General features: G+C 47.2%; 14 protein-coding genes, 1 pseudogene and 1 riboswitch. Of the genes and pseudogenes, 5 read left to right on the plus strand and 10 right to left on the minus strand.

Annotation, left to right across the window (positions count from 1 at the left end):
- Positions 1-60: 60 nt before the first annotated feature.
- From HC965_RS10925 to HC965_RS10970, 10 genes are all read right to left on the minus strand, one after another.
- Positions 61-657, minus strand: a complete 597-nt coding sequence (locus HC965_RS10925; protein ID WP_008765501.1) for a DUF2284 domain-containing protein — start codon at positions 655-657, stop codon at positions 61-63.
- Positions 654-1412 carry an ABC transporter ATP-binding protein gene (locus HC965_RS10930; protein WP_004320578.1) on the minus strand — a complete coding sequence of 253 codons (759 nt, stop codon included), beginning with the start codon at positions 1410-1412 and terminating at the stop codon, positions 654-656. The genes HC965_RS10925 and HC965_RS10930 overlap by 4 nt, the downstream gene beginning before the upstream one ends.
- Positions 1409-2389, minus strand: coding sequence for an iron ABC transporter permease (locus tag HC965_RS10935; RefSeq protein WP_004320577.1), 981 nt, complete (start codon positions 2387-2389; stop codon positions 1409-1411). Before HC965_RS10935 ends, HC965_RS10930 begins: the two co-directional genes overlap by 4 nt.
- Positions 2390-3529, minus strand: coding sequence for an ABC transporter substrate-binding protein (locus HC965_RS10940; RefSeq protein WP_004320576.1), 1140 nt, complete (start codon positions 3527-3529; stop codon positions 2390-2392).
- A gap of 4 nt (positions 3530-3533) precedes the next feature.
- Positions 3534-5612, minus strand: a complete 2079-nt coding sequence (locus HC965_RS10945) for a TonB-dependent receptor (protein ID WP_004320575.1) — start codon at positions 5610-5612, stop codon at positions 3534-3536.
- The gene (locus HC965_RS10950) at positions 5609-6109 is read right to left on the minus strand and encodes a transposase (RefSeq protein WP_004320573.1); all 501 of its coding nucleotides are present in this window, start codon (positions 6107-6109) and stop codon (positions 5609-5611) included. The genes HC965_RS10945 and HC965_RS10950 overlap by 4 nt, the downstream gene beginning before the upstream one ends.
- Positions 6106-7185: a glutaminyl-peptide cyclotransferase gene (locus tag HC965_RS10955; RefSeq protein ID WP_004320571.1), complete on the minus strand. Its 1080-nt coding sequence runs from the start codon at positions 7183-7185 to the stop codon at positions 6106-6108. Before HC965_RS10955 ends, HC965_RS10950 begins: the two co-directional genes overlap by 4 nt.
- 84 nt (positions 7186-7269) lie before the next feature.
- The gene (locus HC965_RS10960; RefSeq protein WP_004320569.1) at positions 7270-9324 is read right to left on the minus strand and encodes a DUF4971 domain-containing protein; all 2055 of its coding nucleotides are present in this window, start codon (positions 9322-9324) and stop codon (positions 7270-7272) included.
- An 8-nt stretch (positions 9325-9332) separates the two neighbouring features.
- Complete coding sequence (locus HC965_RS10965) at positions 9333-11234, minus strand: PKD-like domain-containing protein (protein ID WP_004320567.1); 1902 nt, start codon at positions 11232-11234, stop codon at positions 9333-9335.
- A gap of 1 nt (position 11235) precedes the next feature.
- Positions 11236-12204: a DUF4465 domain-containing protein gene (locus HC965_RS10970; RefSeq protein WP_004320565.1), complete on the minus strand. Its 969-nt coding sequence runs from the start codon at positions 12202-12204 to the stop codon at positions 11236-11238.
- A 156-nt stretch (positions 12205-12360) separates the two neighbouring features.
- Positions 12361-12553: riboswitch (cobalamin riboswitch) on the minus strand.
- Between the two features lie 149 nt (positions 12554-12702).
- On the opposite strand from HC965_RS10970, the gene HC965_RS26670 reads away from it, so the two are divergent.
- From HC965_RS26670 to HC965_RS10995, 5 genes and pseudogenes are all read left to right on the plus strand, one after another.
- The gene (locus HC965_RS26670; RefSeq protein WP_153834750.1) at positions 12703-12987 is read left to right on the plus strand and encodes a hypothetical protein; all 285 of its coding nucleotides are present in this window, start codon (positions 12703-12705) and stop codon (positions 12985-12987) included.
- A gap of 81 nt (positions 12988-13068) precedes the next feature.
- Positions 13069-13550: pseudogene (locus tag HC965_RS10975) on the plus strand (hypothetical protein).
- A 426-nt stretch (positions 13551-13976) separates the two neighbouring features.
- The gene (locus HC965_RS10985) at positions 13977-14444 is read left to right on the plus strand and encodes a hypothetical protein (protein WP_004320562.1); all 468 of its coding nucleotides are present in this window, start codon (positions 13977-13979) and stop codon (positions 14442-14444) included.
- Positions 14441-14695, plus strand: coding sequence for a hypothetical protein (locus tag HC965_RS10990; protein WP_004320560.1), 255 nt, complete (start codon positions 14441-14443; stop codon positions 14693-14695). The genes HC965_RS10985 and HC965_RS10990 overlap by 4 nt, the downstream gene beginning before the upstream one ends.
- Before the next feature lie 14 nt (positions 14696-14709).
- Positions 14710-15084: a hypothetical protein gene (locus HC965_RS10995; RefSeq protein ID WP_004320558.1), complete on the plus strand. Its 375-nt coding sequence runs from the start codon at positions 14710-14712 to the stop codon at positions 15082-15084.
- The last annotated feature ends 18 nt before the right edge of the window (positions 15085-15102 follow it).

Below are 15102 nucleotides of genomic sequence, written 5' to 3' on the forward strand. Positions count from 1 at the left end.
GAGTCCCTCAATCTATAATTCGGATTGCAGGGACTTTTGTTATCAATGAGGGTAATAAGATTATAGGTTTCCTGAATCCTGATTACGCTTCGTATGACTGATAATATTTTCTGCCGAATTATGAAATAATCCGCTTACAATCACAAGATATTCCGGTAGAATACCATCCTTTCCCCAAAGCAGCTCTATCCCGAAAAGTTCCGAGAGTGTTCGTGTCATATCGAACCCGAATGCTTCAAGCGAGGGACGTACTTTGTCCGGATGCAGGCAAGGACGGTTGCATTTGCGGGCGCATTCGGAATCGGGACAGTATAGGCATTTTCCTACATAGGCGAATGCCTGACCTCCGTATCTGTGCTCCATTTCCAGCAATTCCCTTTCTATCCTGAGCCGTTCCGGTTTAATCAATTCCTGCGTTCTGTCTATCGGAATATTTTTCTCGACCGGAATTATTTTCGTGGCCATCAGGTGGGCATATTCATATTGGCGCAGAAATTCTCCGGTATCGAAATCGAACGGCGGGCATCCCCAACTATTACCGTAGTTGGGGCATTGTTTGCAAAATTCGACAAAACGTTTTTCGTCCCGGAAGCGTGAAATATATTCGTCCACGCTGATATTTGCTGTGAAATTCTCTATGATATATTCCTTAGTCATTGTCCCACTTTTATGAATCCTGTCGTGGCATCGAACGTCACACAATTATTTCGGAACAGCCGCTCGATGCAGCCGCTCCGGCGCATCTCTTCGGTCGGCATATACGACAACTGGGGTGGGTCGATAAGGGCTATCGCATCGGCAAGCGAGAGGGCGATATCCAGCTCGTGCGTGGAAAAAAGGATGCACTTGTTTTCTTCATGCGCCAGCCGTGCCAGCAGTGTACACAATTCGTAGCGGTTGGGCATATCGAGAAACGAGGTGGGTTCGTCGAGCAGGATAATCGGCGTATCCTGCGCCAACGCCCGTGCGATCATGATGCGCTGGCACTCGCCGTCCGACATCTTGTCCATCGTGCGCTCCGCATAAGCCTCCATGCCCACCGAGGCGAGCGACCGCATGACGATCTCCTTGTCGACCTCCTGCATCTTTCCAATCCAGTTGGTATAGGGTGCGCGGCCGATAGCCACGACATCCTTGCATTTGAGATTGGCGATGCGTGTGCGCTCGGTCGTGACGAATGCCAGCGTTCTGGCCATTTCTGCTGCTCGCATATCGGCGGCGTTATGCCCGTCGAGCAGGATTCGGCCGGTATAACGGCGGTTCAGTCCGGCGATGGCTCGAAGCAGTGTCGATTTGCCCGTGCCGTTGCGCCCGATAAGGGCAGTCAGCCTGCCCTTTTCTATGGTGGTTTCCACCTCGCAGAGCAAGGTGCGCTCGCCGTAGCCTATGGAAAAATCGTGTAACTTTATCATGCGGTGACGGATTTATTGCGCAAGACCACCCACACCACGATGGGGATTCCCAGCAATGCGGTGATGGCGTTGATCGGCAGGGTGAACATTTTAGAAACGAGGTCGCAAAGAAGCAGCACCGCCGCACCCGAAAGAACGGTTCCCGGTACGAGTACCCGATGGTCGCTGTTGCGGAACAGCATTCTCGTGACGTGGGGCATGGCCAGTCCGATGAAGCCTATCGGACCGCAAAAGGCGGTCACCGTACCAGCAAGCAGCGTCGTGGAGAGGAACAGCAGCCCGCGCGAGCGTCGGATGTTCAGCCCCATCGTCACGGCATACTCCTCGCCGAACAGCAGTAAGTTGAGCGGCTTGATCGTCACCACCGCCAACAACAGTCCGGCGATAATCGACGGGACGAGTACCGCAAGCTGGTCGAAGGTCACGTCGCCGAGCGACCCCATCGTCCAAATGACAAAGGCTTTCAGGGATTCTTCCTTGCTGAGATATTGCAATATCTGTACAATCGCGCCGACTCCCGACGAGAACATCATGCCGAGAATCAGAATCACCATGATGTCCTTGATGCGGTGGCCGACGGCGGCGATGACGACCAGCACGAGCGCCGCTCCGAGCCAAGCCGCCCCGGCAATGCCTATCGACGAACCGAAGCCTGCAAGCACGACGAGTGCCACGCCGAGGCTCGCGCCCGAACTGATGCCGAGCACGTAGGGGCCGGCAAGAGGATTGCGGAAGAGGGTTTGCATCTGAAGACCGCTGACCGACAGAGCTGCTCCGGCCAGCAACGCGACCACCGCCTTAATCAGTCGGATATTCAGTATAATTTTCGCCGTCGCCCGCGGGCAGTCGCCGCCCGTCAAAGCCGCCCATACATCGCCGAGCGGTACGGCGACTGCCCCCACCGCCAAATCCAGCAGAAACAGGAAAAGGGTGAGGGCGGCCAGCATGGCAAACAATATGGCGGAACGGGAGCGCATCTATTTCAGTTGCTTGTAATAGACGAAATCTTCCTCGACCAGTTCGGGGTGGAATATCTTCACGAGGTCTCGCAGCACGAGGTCGGGATTTACGACCGCCGACTCATAGTAGTCGTTGCCGCCAGCAGCATTGGTGCGGGCGTTGTTGTTATAGACCTGTCCACCACGGAAACAGCGGGTGTCGATGAACTTCGGGCATGCGGCTTTCAGTTCATCAAGCGTGTTCGCCATCCCCACATGCAGCCACATATCGGCTTGCGAGGCCAGCAGATACGCCTCTTCGAGGTCGATGGGCGCGGAAGCGTTTCCTGTGTTCTTCTTGTAGATGTAATCGCCTCCGGCATCTTTGATTAACCGGGCGACATAGCTTTCGGTCGAGGGCATGAACCAGCTGTCGCCGTAAGGCGTGTTGAGCATGACTGACGGAGCGTCGAGGATATTGTCCGCTACTTTCTTTTTCAGGACATTGTATCTGACGGGGATTTCCGCGAATACTTTTTCGCCCTCCGCCCGTTTTCCGATAACCTCCGAAAGTGCCACCAGCCATTCGGCTTTGCCCAGCGGAGACTCTTCGAGGTAATCGCCGACATACATGAACGGGATATCCAACTCTTTGAGCTTACCCTCCATCGAGCTTGCCCCGTTCACGCCGTAAAGCAACACGAGGTCGGGGTCAAGCGAGAGCAGCAGTTCGTAATTGATGTTCCCTTCGTAGCCCACATCTCCAACGCTGTCCCGCCGTGCCTGAATGTCGGGATTGGAGATGTAGTCGATGCCTGACACGCCGACTACGCGTCCCGTTTCGCCGATTGCGTCGAGCATGGCGATATGGGTCGAGGACATGCAGACGATGCGCTCGGCATCCCCCTTGAGCATCTGACCGGTGAAATCCGCCGGAACCTCTTCGTCATCACGGGCAATGAACAGGTTCGTAGTGATGCTGTCGGCGCCCTGCCAAGGGTTCGTGACGGTAACCAATACGCTCTTTTTGCCGTCTGCACCTTTTATGTCAAACCCCGAAGCGTATTCAGGTGTATAGACCGTTCGGTTGAAATCGGCGAGTTTTGAACTTTTATTGTGGCAGCCTGTGAATGCCAATACAAGTAGCAACAGCAGGCTTAAATTCTTTAATGCTTTCATATCGTTACATATTTGTATTTTCGGACTTTTTCTTGTTTTTCCCGAACTTCGGGGTAATGCCGATGAAGAACTCGAAGTTGATGCCGGGCATGGGGCGCGAGAGTACCGAAAGGTAGTCCTCGTTGAAGAGGTTGTTGACGGCGAATTTTAACTGGATGTCCACCGGTTTGAAAAACAGGTTTTTCTCCAACGAGACATTGCTCATGAAATATTCGGGCAGGTGTCCTGTCAGCGTATAGTCGTTGCTCGACATGGTGTAACGTTCCGAGTAGAACGCCCATTTGTAAAGGAACGCCCAAGTCCGCCACGACAACCGTCCGGTCAGCGATGCGGAGTGCTTCGGCACGTAGGGTAACTGCTTGCCCACTGACTGGTCAGCAGGCGACATCTTCTCACCTTCATTGATGGAGGGTGTCCACGAATAGGACCCGTTCAAGTCGATGAGCCAATCTTTCGCCGGCTGCACGGCGAAGTTCGCTTTGACCTCGACGCCGTAGGCGTGGACCTTCTTTACGTTGCGGGGCGAGAAGAAGCCCTTGGTGGTGGGCAGCCAGATAATCCAGTCGTCGATGTAGGAGTCGAACCAGTTCGCACCGCCGCTCAACTTGTAAATGCCTTTCTTGCCGACATCGAAACTCACCCCGGCATCATAACTGAAACCTTGTTCGTTTTTCAGGTTGGGATTACCTCCCGGCAAAAAGTATAGGTCGTTCAGAGTTGGGAAACGGTAGTTACGCGATATGGATGCTTTCAGCATCACATTTCCTTTCGGGGAAATGATACCGTCAATGAAGAAAGCCGGAATGAGTGGAATCCAATCGGAACCATACATCTCTTCCCGCAGTACCACCGACATACCCAAGCGGTCTATCGGCTGCCACTTGGCGGATACGGAGCCGGAGAGTTCCACGCGCCCCTTGTCATAGCCCACGATGGCCTTGCCACCGTCCTGCAAGATGATGTTCTTGTCCTCGCTCCGTACCAAATGCTGGTGTGCCGATACATTGGCGGTGAAAAACCATTTTTTATCCAAAGAATACTCTCCCTCCGCCTGACCGTAAAACGTGTTTACCTTGCTGCGGGAGCGGGTCATCGACGCCCAGTTGTCAGGTGCGACCTCACGCTTGTAGTCGTAGGCCATCCATGTGTGTATGTAACCGCCTTTCACGCCGAGTTTCCAGTTGCTTTTCATGTGATCCCAGGACAAGACGCTGCGGAACGTCTGTTCTCGCTGGCGGTTCTCGAAGTCGGTTGCATCTCCATAGTCGGTCGTCAACATCGGAAGTTCCCGGTTGGAGTTGATATACCAGGCGTTCAGCCCGAAACGGTCGCCTTTCCCGGTATTGTAATACACTTCCTGAAGCAAATGCAGGTCCTTGAACGCCCCGGAGCGGTTGCGCTCTTTCGGGTGATACTGTCCGACGATGTTCTTATCCTCGTCGTAGATGTTTATCTTTTTGTCGTGGTTGGTGTACTTGTAATCGTTAGGCGAGGAAGAATAGACCGCACGGGTGGAGACGTGCCACCGCTCACTTCCGTAGGTGAAGCGGGCGAACTCATCGAAGGTCTTGAACGAGCCGATGCCCTGCACGTACTGGGCGTTGAACCCTTCAGCGACTTCAGGAGCCGTGCCGAGTTTGACCAGACCGCCCAGTCCACCGCCCGTTTCGTTCACCGATGAAGTACCGTGCAGCAGCGATGCCTGGTCGATGAAGTAGGACGGAATGGTGGAGAAGTCGGTCATGCCGAGCATGGGGTTGTTGATGCGCATCCCGTTCCACGTCACCTGCGTATGGCTGGGCGACGTGCCTCGGAAGGCGACGGTCGAGAGCGTGGCGCGGCCGTAGCTCTTGACAAACACGGACGAGTTGAACGTCAGGATGTCCGCCATCGAGAGGGCGATATTTTCTTTCAGTGCGAGTGAATCGAACTTCGTCTTCTGCACGCCGATTTCCTTCATCGGCCGTTTGCCCCATACGGTCACCTCGTCTATCTGGTGAATACGCCGGGTGATTCCCTGCGCAGACAGCACGGATGGACAGACAACCAATATTGAGAAAAGTAAATATTTTGTATATGTCATTTCCTTTTGTTTTTAATATGGTTATTTACCGCAGCATATGCAGAGAATGATGCCCGCATAAAATCTTGATAGGCATTGAATCCGTTTTCTTCAAGCAGTTGGTCGTATTCGTCCTCGAATGAAAGTTCCTGATGAACCGTCTCTTGTTTCTCAATGTGGTGTTTTACCCGATTCAGATCATTGAATGACACGCTAAACGAATCAAATCCGGCTGCCCATCCTGAAAAATCCGCATATTCCGGATATTTTCGATAGACAACGCCTGTAGAACTTTTTACTTTATTGATAATCTTTGCGAAGTCCGTGGGAGATGGTATCTCTACAAGTATATGAACATGATTGAGAAAAGCATTGCAGGCATAGACATGACAGCCTTTCCTTGTGAAAATTTGTACCATCTGATCGAGAATCATTCCTTTGGTTGTCATTGGAATCGTCATCTCCTGTCTTTTCGTGATGAAAATAATATGGTATATATGCCGCAATTTATTCTTCATTTCCAACAAAATGCACCGGGGATAATCCCGACATAAAATTCATCTATCAATTTCCCTTCGGGCGAGTAGCGGTATATCATGCCCTGCTGCTGGTAATCGATGGCATCGGCGATGTACACTTCTCCGTTGGCGGGGTTTACCGTCAGTCCGTAATAAATCGTGCCGCTGTATTCGAGGAACGGACGTACCGGCACATGGCTGGCTGTCACGTCCATGCTCCAAATGGCCTTGTTGATCCAGTAGAGTTTGTCCCTGTCGCCATTGAGCTGCACCTCCGAGGGCCAGTCGCCCAACTTGAACTTGAACTGCTTCTCCACGGTGAAGGTCTCGGCATCGATGCGGTAGAGCGACGGGGCTTCGTAACCGTAGGGGCTGCCCTCATAACCGCCGTCGGTCACCGTCCACATTTTGTTGTACTTGTCCATGACCAGCGATGTCGGTTGTATGCCGACCTTCAGTTCATCGACTACTTGATCGGTTTCGGTGTCGATTTTGATGATGCGGTTCTGGTAACTCCAGCAGTTGCAATAGACGTATTTGCCGTACTGCACCATTTGCTCCGTCGAGCCGCTTTCCATCGTCATGTCCGGCACTTGAATATAGCCGGTAATTTCGTATTTCTTCGGGTTGATGATGAAGATGCGGTTGTCCCACAATTGGGTGACGTATGCTTTTTCGTCGCTTAGGAAATGAATGTAGCGCGGTGAGGTCAGGTTCTCGATGCGTCCTACCTCCTTGAAGGTGTTCAGGTCGATGGCGAAAATCACGTGGGAGTTGTTCACCACGACCCAGCCCTTGTTGTCGTAGATGGTCATCGACTGTGCCACGTCGCCGAGTTTCATGCCGTTGGCACGGAAGAAGATTTCGTTCTGCACCTGTTTGGTTGCCGGGTCGTAATAGGACAAGGTAGCATTGCCGTACTGGAAGTTGCCCTCGTTGGTGATGAACAGTCCGGCTCCCGTGGCGTTGAAATCTTCCACGGCATCGCCGTAGTCCCACTTCATGCAGGATGTCAAGGATAGTGTCACTCCGACAACTACGCTCCATAGCAGATATTTCAATTGGTGATAGGTCATACCGTTATTTTTATAGTTAATCCCCGGCAGCTTACCTTACGGTAAGCATACCGAGGATTGGCAGAAAATTTATTGTTTCGTTATCTATTCGGCAAGCTTGTACTTCCCGTCTTTCATCTCTTGGAAAGTGGGGTTGTAACCACATTCTTTGACAGACCATTGAGATTCTCCTGTTAGAACATTGTTTTCAAACAGGTATTTGAAAGAACTGAAATCAGTAACATCTCCTTGCCCGCTTATACTAATCCCTTTTGCTGATTTGAGACCTGAAAAATCAATGGACAAAATACCATTAGAACCAAAATCAGAATACGGGCATGTTATTGAAAGATTTTCGGATATTGATTCTACGTTAGGATAAGATACTTTATCTACTTCCATATCAAACATAAAAGAAGATGTTGCAATATCAAACTTCCCATTTATCGTTTTTAATTTGGGACATAGAATATTAGTAGCCTCAATCTCAAACTTAATTTGTGCATCAGCTCCATCCGTTCCAATGCTTTCCAGATTGGTAAACTCAATATCATTCTTAAGTTTGTAAGTCGTAACTGAACATGAACCGAGAATTTTTTTCAATAACGGGAAGGTAATATTATTTGCATTCCTATTTGTCCCTAATGTTAAGGTCCCTCCAATTTCCTGCAATTTAGGAAATTCGATTTCCGCCGCCGTATTAACACTTCCCGAATTCAATGCAATAGTCATATCTCCTGCCACACGAATAAATGGCATAACAAATTCTTTTACATAAAAATAATCTATGCATTGGAAGTCACCCTGTATATTTGAGATTCCTTCCAACGTAAATTCTGTCAATCGACAATCTTTAGGAAGTAGAAAAAGGCTACCGTTAAATGTTTCCGATCCTACGATTTTATTTAGTTGCTTACATTGTAGGGTAAGTGTATTTCCGTTAAAATTTATCTGGGACAAATCCAGTTCTTCTATGAGCAGATTAGTTAAAGTCATATCACCGAGTACATCTTTCAAAGAAGCTATATTGAGTTTATTGACTTTATTCGCATCCACACTGGTCTCTCCGCAGGAAATAAGACCGGGAAGTTCAACAATGGAAATTTCTTTGCAATTTTTTATAGTTAGTCCTCCAACCGAATGTAATTCGGTCATTGCAAGACTTCCGATGGAGGACATATCGGAGAATGAGGCAGTACCGGCCACACTTTCCAATGCCGGTAGATAAATTCCTTGCAGTTTGGGAAAATATTGGATTGTAAGTTCATTCCCGACCTGTTTGAGCGCTGAGAAAACAATGGCTTCGGTTGTCGCTGATTCTTTTTGTGCTACCGAACCTTTGACAATTAAGGAAGCTCCGACAGATTCAACGGCATTTGCATCCAAATCAAGTAAAGCATCGGAAGTTATATACATATCCTCACCAATGAACTCGACTTTGGGTATAGATATTTTTTCAATGACAGAACTGTTAACGACAAAATCACCGGTCACTCCAAGCAAAGAGGGCAGATTAACCGTTTTGAGCATTATGTTTTTACTGGCAGAAGTTGTCGAACCTAATTTGAAACTTCCGAGTTGTTCCAGATTATCCAACCCGGTCAAATCCGTTCCTTTGTAAGACGGATTGATGACAAGGGAGTTACTGATTTGTTTCAGGTTGGCAAGTCCGTCCAGATTGGTGATTTCTTCTCCGTCTGCCGTTCCGATGGTCAGGCTGCCTTCGATTTTGTTTATTCCTGTCTTTGCAAAATTATCAACCTCGGCTTGCGTGGCAAGTACTACGCTGCCGCTCTGTTCGATGTCTGTATATTGATAAGTATAGGAATATACTTTGCTATCCTGCATTTTGGAGGTAACTACGAATTTCCATTCATTCTCCCAATCCTCTATGGTCGATGGATTCGGGTTAATAGAGGCTCCCTCGCAAAGGGCATACTCTACGGTAGCCCCTTTCAGACTGGTATTATAAGGTATCTCAACTGTAATCTTGTCCCCGACTATCATGGCTTGATAGGTAATGCCATCTACAGTTAGAGCAAACTCGGAGATGAAGTGATCCTTGCCGTCTATTCCGCTTACTTCAGGGTCGTCATCACTACATGCAGCAAGGCAGAGCGTAGCGAAACAGAATAGGATGAAATGATATATTTTGTTCATAATGAATTTTATTTGTCGTTATTGTTGTTTTCATCACAGAACTTGAAAACTTCCGTGGAATTTTCCCCTAACCATCCGGCTTTTACATTGACTCCGGTCTGCACCTTGATAAAGTCGATATGGGAAAGGTTTGCAGACGTGCCGTCGATATTGAGCGCATCGGAAATCTTAAAATAGTTTCCAAGTGCTCCCGCGTTAGGATTGTCTTTATTGGGCATATCATCACCAATATTATCGGCATATCCCCACCCGAACGGATTATTGGACCACATGCCTGTCGACGGGCTTTGTTCGGTACGTGCTTTCAGGCATGTGCCGTATAACGTATAGGAATCCTCTTCAATCCACAAAGGATAATAAAACTCTTGCGGGTGATAGTTGCCGAGACGGTCAATCGCCCCTTTATTTCCCTTGTTGTCTTGCCATTGGGTGTCCATGTTGGGACCGGGACGGAAATAAGTTACGGCATAGTCCTGAATGGTTTCGGGTTTTCCATATTCAGAACCCTTCAGTTCATACCATTCATCGTTGGGCAAGCCGTCTCCATTGACATCTTGCATTACCCATACAATGCCCGGTTCATTTGACGAATCAAAGGCATTTCCTTTGATGGAAAAATCATAACCGCCTTTGTTTTCGATACTGTGGTCGAATCCTACTACAATATATCCTCCCCAACCTCCGAGAGAAACATATTGTTCATTATCAAGACGTTTTTGTGCGTAAGCACAGGCTGCTTCGTGCGTGCTTTCCCCATTGAAACCTGCTGTATTCGTTTCGTTTACAAATTGTCCCGGAGCCGGAACAAATTCATATACTTTATTGCTGTAAATGGAATTTCCGGCAGCAAAAGGTCTTTTTCCGGCCGCTTCACAACATTTCACCGGAATATTGACACTGACTTCATCGACACCGGAGACCGAAATATTACGGGTGAGCACTGCTTTTGTATCTTGATTGTCGTATTTCACAGTAAAGGTAAGCGTGTGTTCTCCGGTTTTAGCGGGTTTGAAACCGTAAACCAAAGAATTGGCTCCCTCAATCGGTTGCCCGTCCAAACTCCATTGATAAGAAGGCTCGGCACTTATTGATACAAAGGGGCGGACAAACAAAGTACGTCCTAATTCTACGTATTTGGTATTATTCTCGGTAAAATATAAAGATGACGGAACTACGATTTCAATCGGAAGTTTATCGACAACCTCAATAGAAACTGTCTTCTTTGATTGTCCGTCTTCATTTGTTACGGTTAAGGTCAGTTCATAAGTTCCCAACTCATCTTGCTTGAATGTATAAGTATTTTCCGTTCCGACTTCGTTTCCGTTAAGAGTCCACAAATAAGTAGCTCCTTCTGCATTTTGAATGTCGGGTGTAAGGATATACTCACGTCCTGCGACAACTTTAAGCCCTATAGAGGGGGTTACCAATGAAATAACGGGCGGAGCCAATTCATTGACATCCACACGAATTTCTTCCTCTGTGCTGGCATCCCTCGTATCCACACGCAGGGTAACGTAATACGAACCGCATTCGTTGAAAATGTATTTCAATTGAGGCTCGTCGGAAATGATACGACCGTTGCATTTCCATGAATAAACGGCGTAATCGACATTCTGATAGGTCGGCTCAATAACGACCTCTTTTCCTATCTTTACAACGTAGATTCCGTCCTCGCTATCCAACTCAATGACAGGAGGCAATATCACGTCCTGCGATATTTCTTCGTCTTTGTTGCATGCAAATAGAAATATCGTCAAGGAGAATAAAAGCAAATACTTCTTCATTATATTTATAATTTTAATGCTGAAATTCCCTTGAAGAAAGTATTTGATTCCAATCTCCATTGGGATATAATAAAAAGGGGCAAATACTTTGCACTTGCCGTTAAAAAGCATTTGCCCCAAATTCATGTTATTCGTTTACGGTTACATCAATATCGTCTATAGCAACGTAAGCAGGAGTGTTCAATCCGTATGCGCTTGAATCGCTTCCTTCGAAATTGATAGCTACAGTACATACGCTGTCACCTAAACCGCTTAAATCCACTTGATTCCATCCGGTACGGATTTTATTGGTCAAACCTGATTCTGCATCTTTACTGGAATCGAAGTTTGCCAAATAGTATTCTACTTCCTTACCTGTAGGTTTACCCGTCGCATCCAACGCAACAAATACCACCTTAAACCATCCTTTTTGTGCCGACAAAGAGCCTTGTGTAAACGAGTTGCCATCCTTCATGACTAAGTAGGTATAAGTCGTATTACAAACCCATACGCTGTTGAATTTACCATATTTCGGTGTACCCTTGACAGGAGTGTTTGTGGTAACGACTCTGTAGCCGGTTGCATCGGTCAGGTAAATCTTCGCACATTTGTCATAGGTTGCTTGTGAATCATTGTATGAATCGCTATAACCGAAAGCTACAGCAAAATTTTTACCGCTATGACCGCCGTTGGGCCAGTACACGCTACATTGGTTTTGATAATCCCCCTGTGTCAGATTATGGAAATTAGAGATGGCAAAACCACCATTCCAAAATTCATATTCCCAAGGCTGTCCGCTTACCCATTCTTGTTCCAAATAGTTAATCGGGAACTGAATGTACGTACCGGTTTGCCCGATTTGAGTGATGTAGCCGGTCGTTACCTGCTTGCCGTTGGCCGTGGCAGAATAGAGATTGTTTCCATACTGGTCAGAAGCCATTACGCTGGAAGGTACGTTATCAAAATCGATAAGCGCATTGGTAGAACTTATCGCGCGGGTTTGAATCGCACTCTCCTCATACGGAGCAAGGAAGTCATCGTCGGATGAACATCCCGTGAACACTGCGGCGGCCATTGCTACAACAGCCATTGCCAAGAATCTAAAATTCTTTTTCATAACTTAATTATTAAAAGTTAAACAAAAAGTTTAAACACACATTCGTTTTTATTGCGACAGATTTGCAACGAATGAGAAATCGGTTATCAAAAAGAATATAGGTGCCTGTGGACGAGCCTCTGTTCATTTTAATCTAATGCCAATTATCCCGTGGTCACTAAATCTATCTCATCAAGCAGGTCTTCTGGCTCATCCCGCTTATCGCGCCTTCCCAGCTTTCACCAGTGGCAAAGAGTGCGATAAACTTTAATAGGACTTACAGCTGCGAGTACAGCTCCGGATTTTCACCGGGATTCCCTTTTAATTCCGTTCGACGCTTCGATTGGAAACTTGACTGGTGCAAAGTTAATGGTTATTTTTTAATCTTGTTTCTTTTTCTGTGATTTTTATTTCAAGAAAGGATTATTTTATGGCGCGAATTGTATTTTCATGTTAATCAAGCATTTATAACAACCACGAATAGTCTTTTCCCCTTATGAATAATAGCGTTTCTCAATTATGGTCTCTTTTCATCTCACGTCGGCAATTCTCTTCGGAGAGATTTTATATGCAAAGGTACAGCGTGCGTCTGGTCGTCAAGTATCGCTTTCACTAACGGTTCCCGGATATTCTTCACGGCAGCCTTCCACAAATCGAAGATTGACTTTCACTCCCCACCTCGTTGCAGGGCATAGTCGGACGAGCCTGACTGTGCTCTTACATTGGGCGGTTGGGTATTCCGTTTCATCCCGTACACTGTTTACTTGCCTTATCCGTCCTTTTCCCGCTGTCAGTCCTGCATAAAAATCATTCCCCGACGAGAAGCCAAAAGAGTTTCAAGAAAAGGAAAAAAAGAAAATATTTGACAATCTAAAATTTACAATTATGCACAGCAGGATTTTTCAAATTTCAACGGAGCCGATAGACAAAGAAAACTATCTGAATGAGGACACACTCCAGCAAGGAGACGGGAGCTTCTATGACTATTGTTCAGAAATAGACGAGGAAGACCGTAAAGAGGATATTGCCAATTTGGTCAATCATGCCTTGCCCAAAGGAATGTTCGAGCTTATATCCGATGACACCATGCGCTATAATGGTGGAATAGAGCAATGGAAAGAGGAGTATGTCGCCAATATCAAAAAAAGAGCGAATGCTCTTACGGCAGATAATATGTTGGAATGGGGTTCGACCTATTATCTCAAACAGGCAGTGGAAAATCCGTTGGATGTCGCCTATCATTTCTATTTGGATGGCGATGGCTGCAGTCTTTTGCCGAACAGTCCTTTACGTTTATGGAGTTTGTTTGTAGGCTTGAACCGGGAACGATACTCTACATCGGAGGAGTTGTTGATTACCACTTCTGATGTTTGTCCGAAACATTGGCAACCACCCGCCTCAAAAGTGGGTGGTTGCTCTCTTTTTTGCACAGGCTCCCCGGTTACTTTTATAAATATGCTCTGCAGAGCTTCCGCCACCGGTTTCACAGCCGGTATATTCCTGTTTTAAGGGTATAATCCCTTCACAGCCCCGACATACGCCGCAGGTCTGTTTTCGTGTGCAAAGGTACGGTGGACGAACATTGCCCAAGTACCGCTATCGCTACCTGAAATAAAATTTGACGACAACTTTCCGTAATCGGAGATGACGGTATTTCATAAAATTTCATTGCAGGTTCCTTGCTCATCGTTCTTGCATCCCCCCGTTTGTGACGCACATGAAAACAACCCCTTTGGGCGAAGTCAAAAGGCTTCAAGAAAAGGGAAATAAAAAAAACAATAAATCAAAAGACAATGAGCAAGTACGATTTCATCAAGCAAGGCAACCTCCTTTTTTGGCACACTGCCGATAATGATATAGAATGTCGAATTATCTCAACTCCCGAAAAAGTGGATAGTGACAGCATCATCTTAATCTCAACAAGCTCTTCCGAGACAGAGGTTTTGGCATCGGAGTTATTACCTATTGGCTCATCAAGAAGCCACAAAGAGGAGTTTATGCGCTGGAAGAAAGAGCGTGAAGCCGAGGGCATGGAGTTTTTCAGCCGGTTGTCCGAAGTCATGGAAACAGACAGTGATTTGGCTGTAGGCGATATGGTGGCGTTTACAAACGACTACGGGGTGGTATTTGGCCCCAAAGAAGTATTAGCTTTCAGAAAACCTTGGAATGGCTATAGATGCGTATATATCGACAGTGATGCTTATTGGTTTCCAGACCGTCCCGAACAACTCACCATACTCAGCAAAGGAGGTACAGAATGACAACAAACGACATACTCAAACGACTTTGCGGCAATATTGCCGCAGGTCGTTTCAACTGGCGAAAATACTGCACGCCGCAATCTTACTTCGGTTGGGAGATTTGCGTTACCCCTCTGCATTGCTCTTACGGACAGATAGGCTACACCGTTCATTTCCCTTATACCAATATACCGGAAGTGGAATACGATTGGGAAATGGGCAAACTGACCATTGACGGCGAGAAATGGAAAAGTTATTTGCGGAACGAATAATAATAAATATCAATATGGCACAGAATTTTTATACCAAATGGCAGGACGCTATACTTGCAGATGCAGGAGACTATGTTTCAAAAGAGTACCGCAGTTTCCAGACAGCATTGGTGCGTGAGATTTCCAAATATGCCGCAGCCGTTGGTGCAAAGGTGGCTTCCAATTCAAAAGGGCATTATGACACCTCCTGCTTCATTGAGCGCAACGGCAAGTTCGTTTACATCAGCCACTCTTCCGGTCTGTCACGAATGGGCAGCGGCGTAAGAATTGAACTCGATTCGTTTCTGATACGGACAGCTCAAAATGGAAAGGACTACCGAGGGGGATGTAACCAGTATTGCGACATAGCAAATTTACAGTCTATGATAGACGGTTTGTTGGGGAAATAAACTGCAAAAAAGATGCGG

Source organism: Bacteroides sp. GM023, assembly GCF_014750685.1.
Taxonomy (GTDB): domain Bacteria; phylum Bacteroidota; class Bacteroidia; order Bacteroidales; family Bacteroidaceae; genus Bacteroides.

What these genes read in the sequence shown, in the direction of transcription:
- HC965_RS10925 (WP_008765501.1), bottom strand. Translation starts at nt 657, where the DNA reads ATGACTAAGGAATATATCATAGAGAATTTCACAGCAAATATCAGCGTG.
- HC965_RS10930 (WP_004320578.1), bottom strand. Translation starts at nt 1,412, where the DNA reads ATGATAAAGTTACACGATTTTTCCATAGGCTACGGCGAGCGCACCTTG.
- HC965_RS10935 (WP_004320577.1), bottom strand. Translation starts at nt 2,389, where the DNA reads ATGCGCTCCCGTTCCGCCATATTGTTTGCCATGCTGGCCGCCCTCACC.
- HC965_RS10940 (WP_004320576.1), bottom strand. Translation starts at nt 3,529, where the DNA reads ATGAAAGCATTAAAGAATTTAAGCCTGCTGTTGCTACTTGTATTGGCA.
- HC965_RS10945 (WP_004320575.1), bottom strand. Translation starts at nt 5,612, where the DNA reads ATGACATATACAAAATATTTACTTTTCTCAATATTGGTTGTCTGTCCA.
- HC965_RS10950 (WP_004320573.1), bottom strand. Translation starts at nt 6,109, where the DNA reads ATGAAGAATAAATTGCGGCATATATACCATATTATTTTCATCACGAAA.
- HC965_RS10955 (WP_004320571.1), bottom strand. Translation starts at nt 7,185, where the DNA reads ATGACCTATCACCAATTGAAATATCTGCTATGGAGCGTAGTTGTCGGA.
- HC965_RS10960 (WP_004320569.1), bottom strand. Translation starts at nt 9,324, where the DNA reads ATGAACAAAATATATCATTTCATCCTATTCTGTTTCGCTACGCTCTGC.
- HC965_RS10965 (WP_004320567.1), bottom strand. Translation starts at nt 11,234, where the DNA reads ATGAATTTGGGGCAAATGCTTTTTAACGGCAAGTGCAAAGTATTTGCC.
- HC965_RS10970 (WP_004320565.1), bottom strand. Translation starts at nt 12,204, where the DNA reads ATGAAAAAGAATTTTAGATTCTTGGCAATGGCTGTTGTAGCAATGGCC.
- HC965_RS26670 (WP_153834750.1), top strand. Translation starts at nt 12,703, where the DNA reads ATGGTCTCTTTTCATCTCACGTCGGCAATTCTCTTCGGAGAGATTTTA.
- HC965_RS10985 (WP_004320562.1), top strand. Translation starts at nt 13,977, where the DNA reads ATGAGCAAGTACGATTTCATCAAGCAAGGCAACCTCCTTTTTTGGCAC.
- HC965_RS10990 (WP_004320560.1), top strand. Translation starts at nt 14,441, where the DNA reads ATGACAACAAACGACATACTCAAACGACTTTGCGGCAATATTGCCGCA.
- HC965_RS10995 (WP_004320558.1), top strand. Translation starts at nt 14,710, where the DNA reads ATGGCACAGAATTTTTATACCAAATGGCAGGACGCTATACTTGCAGAT.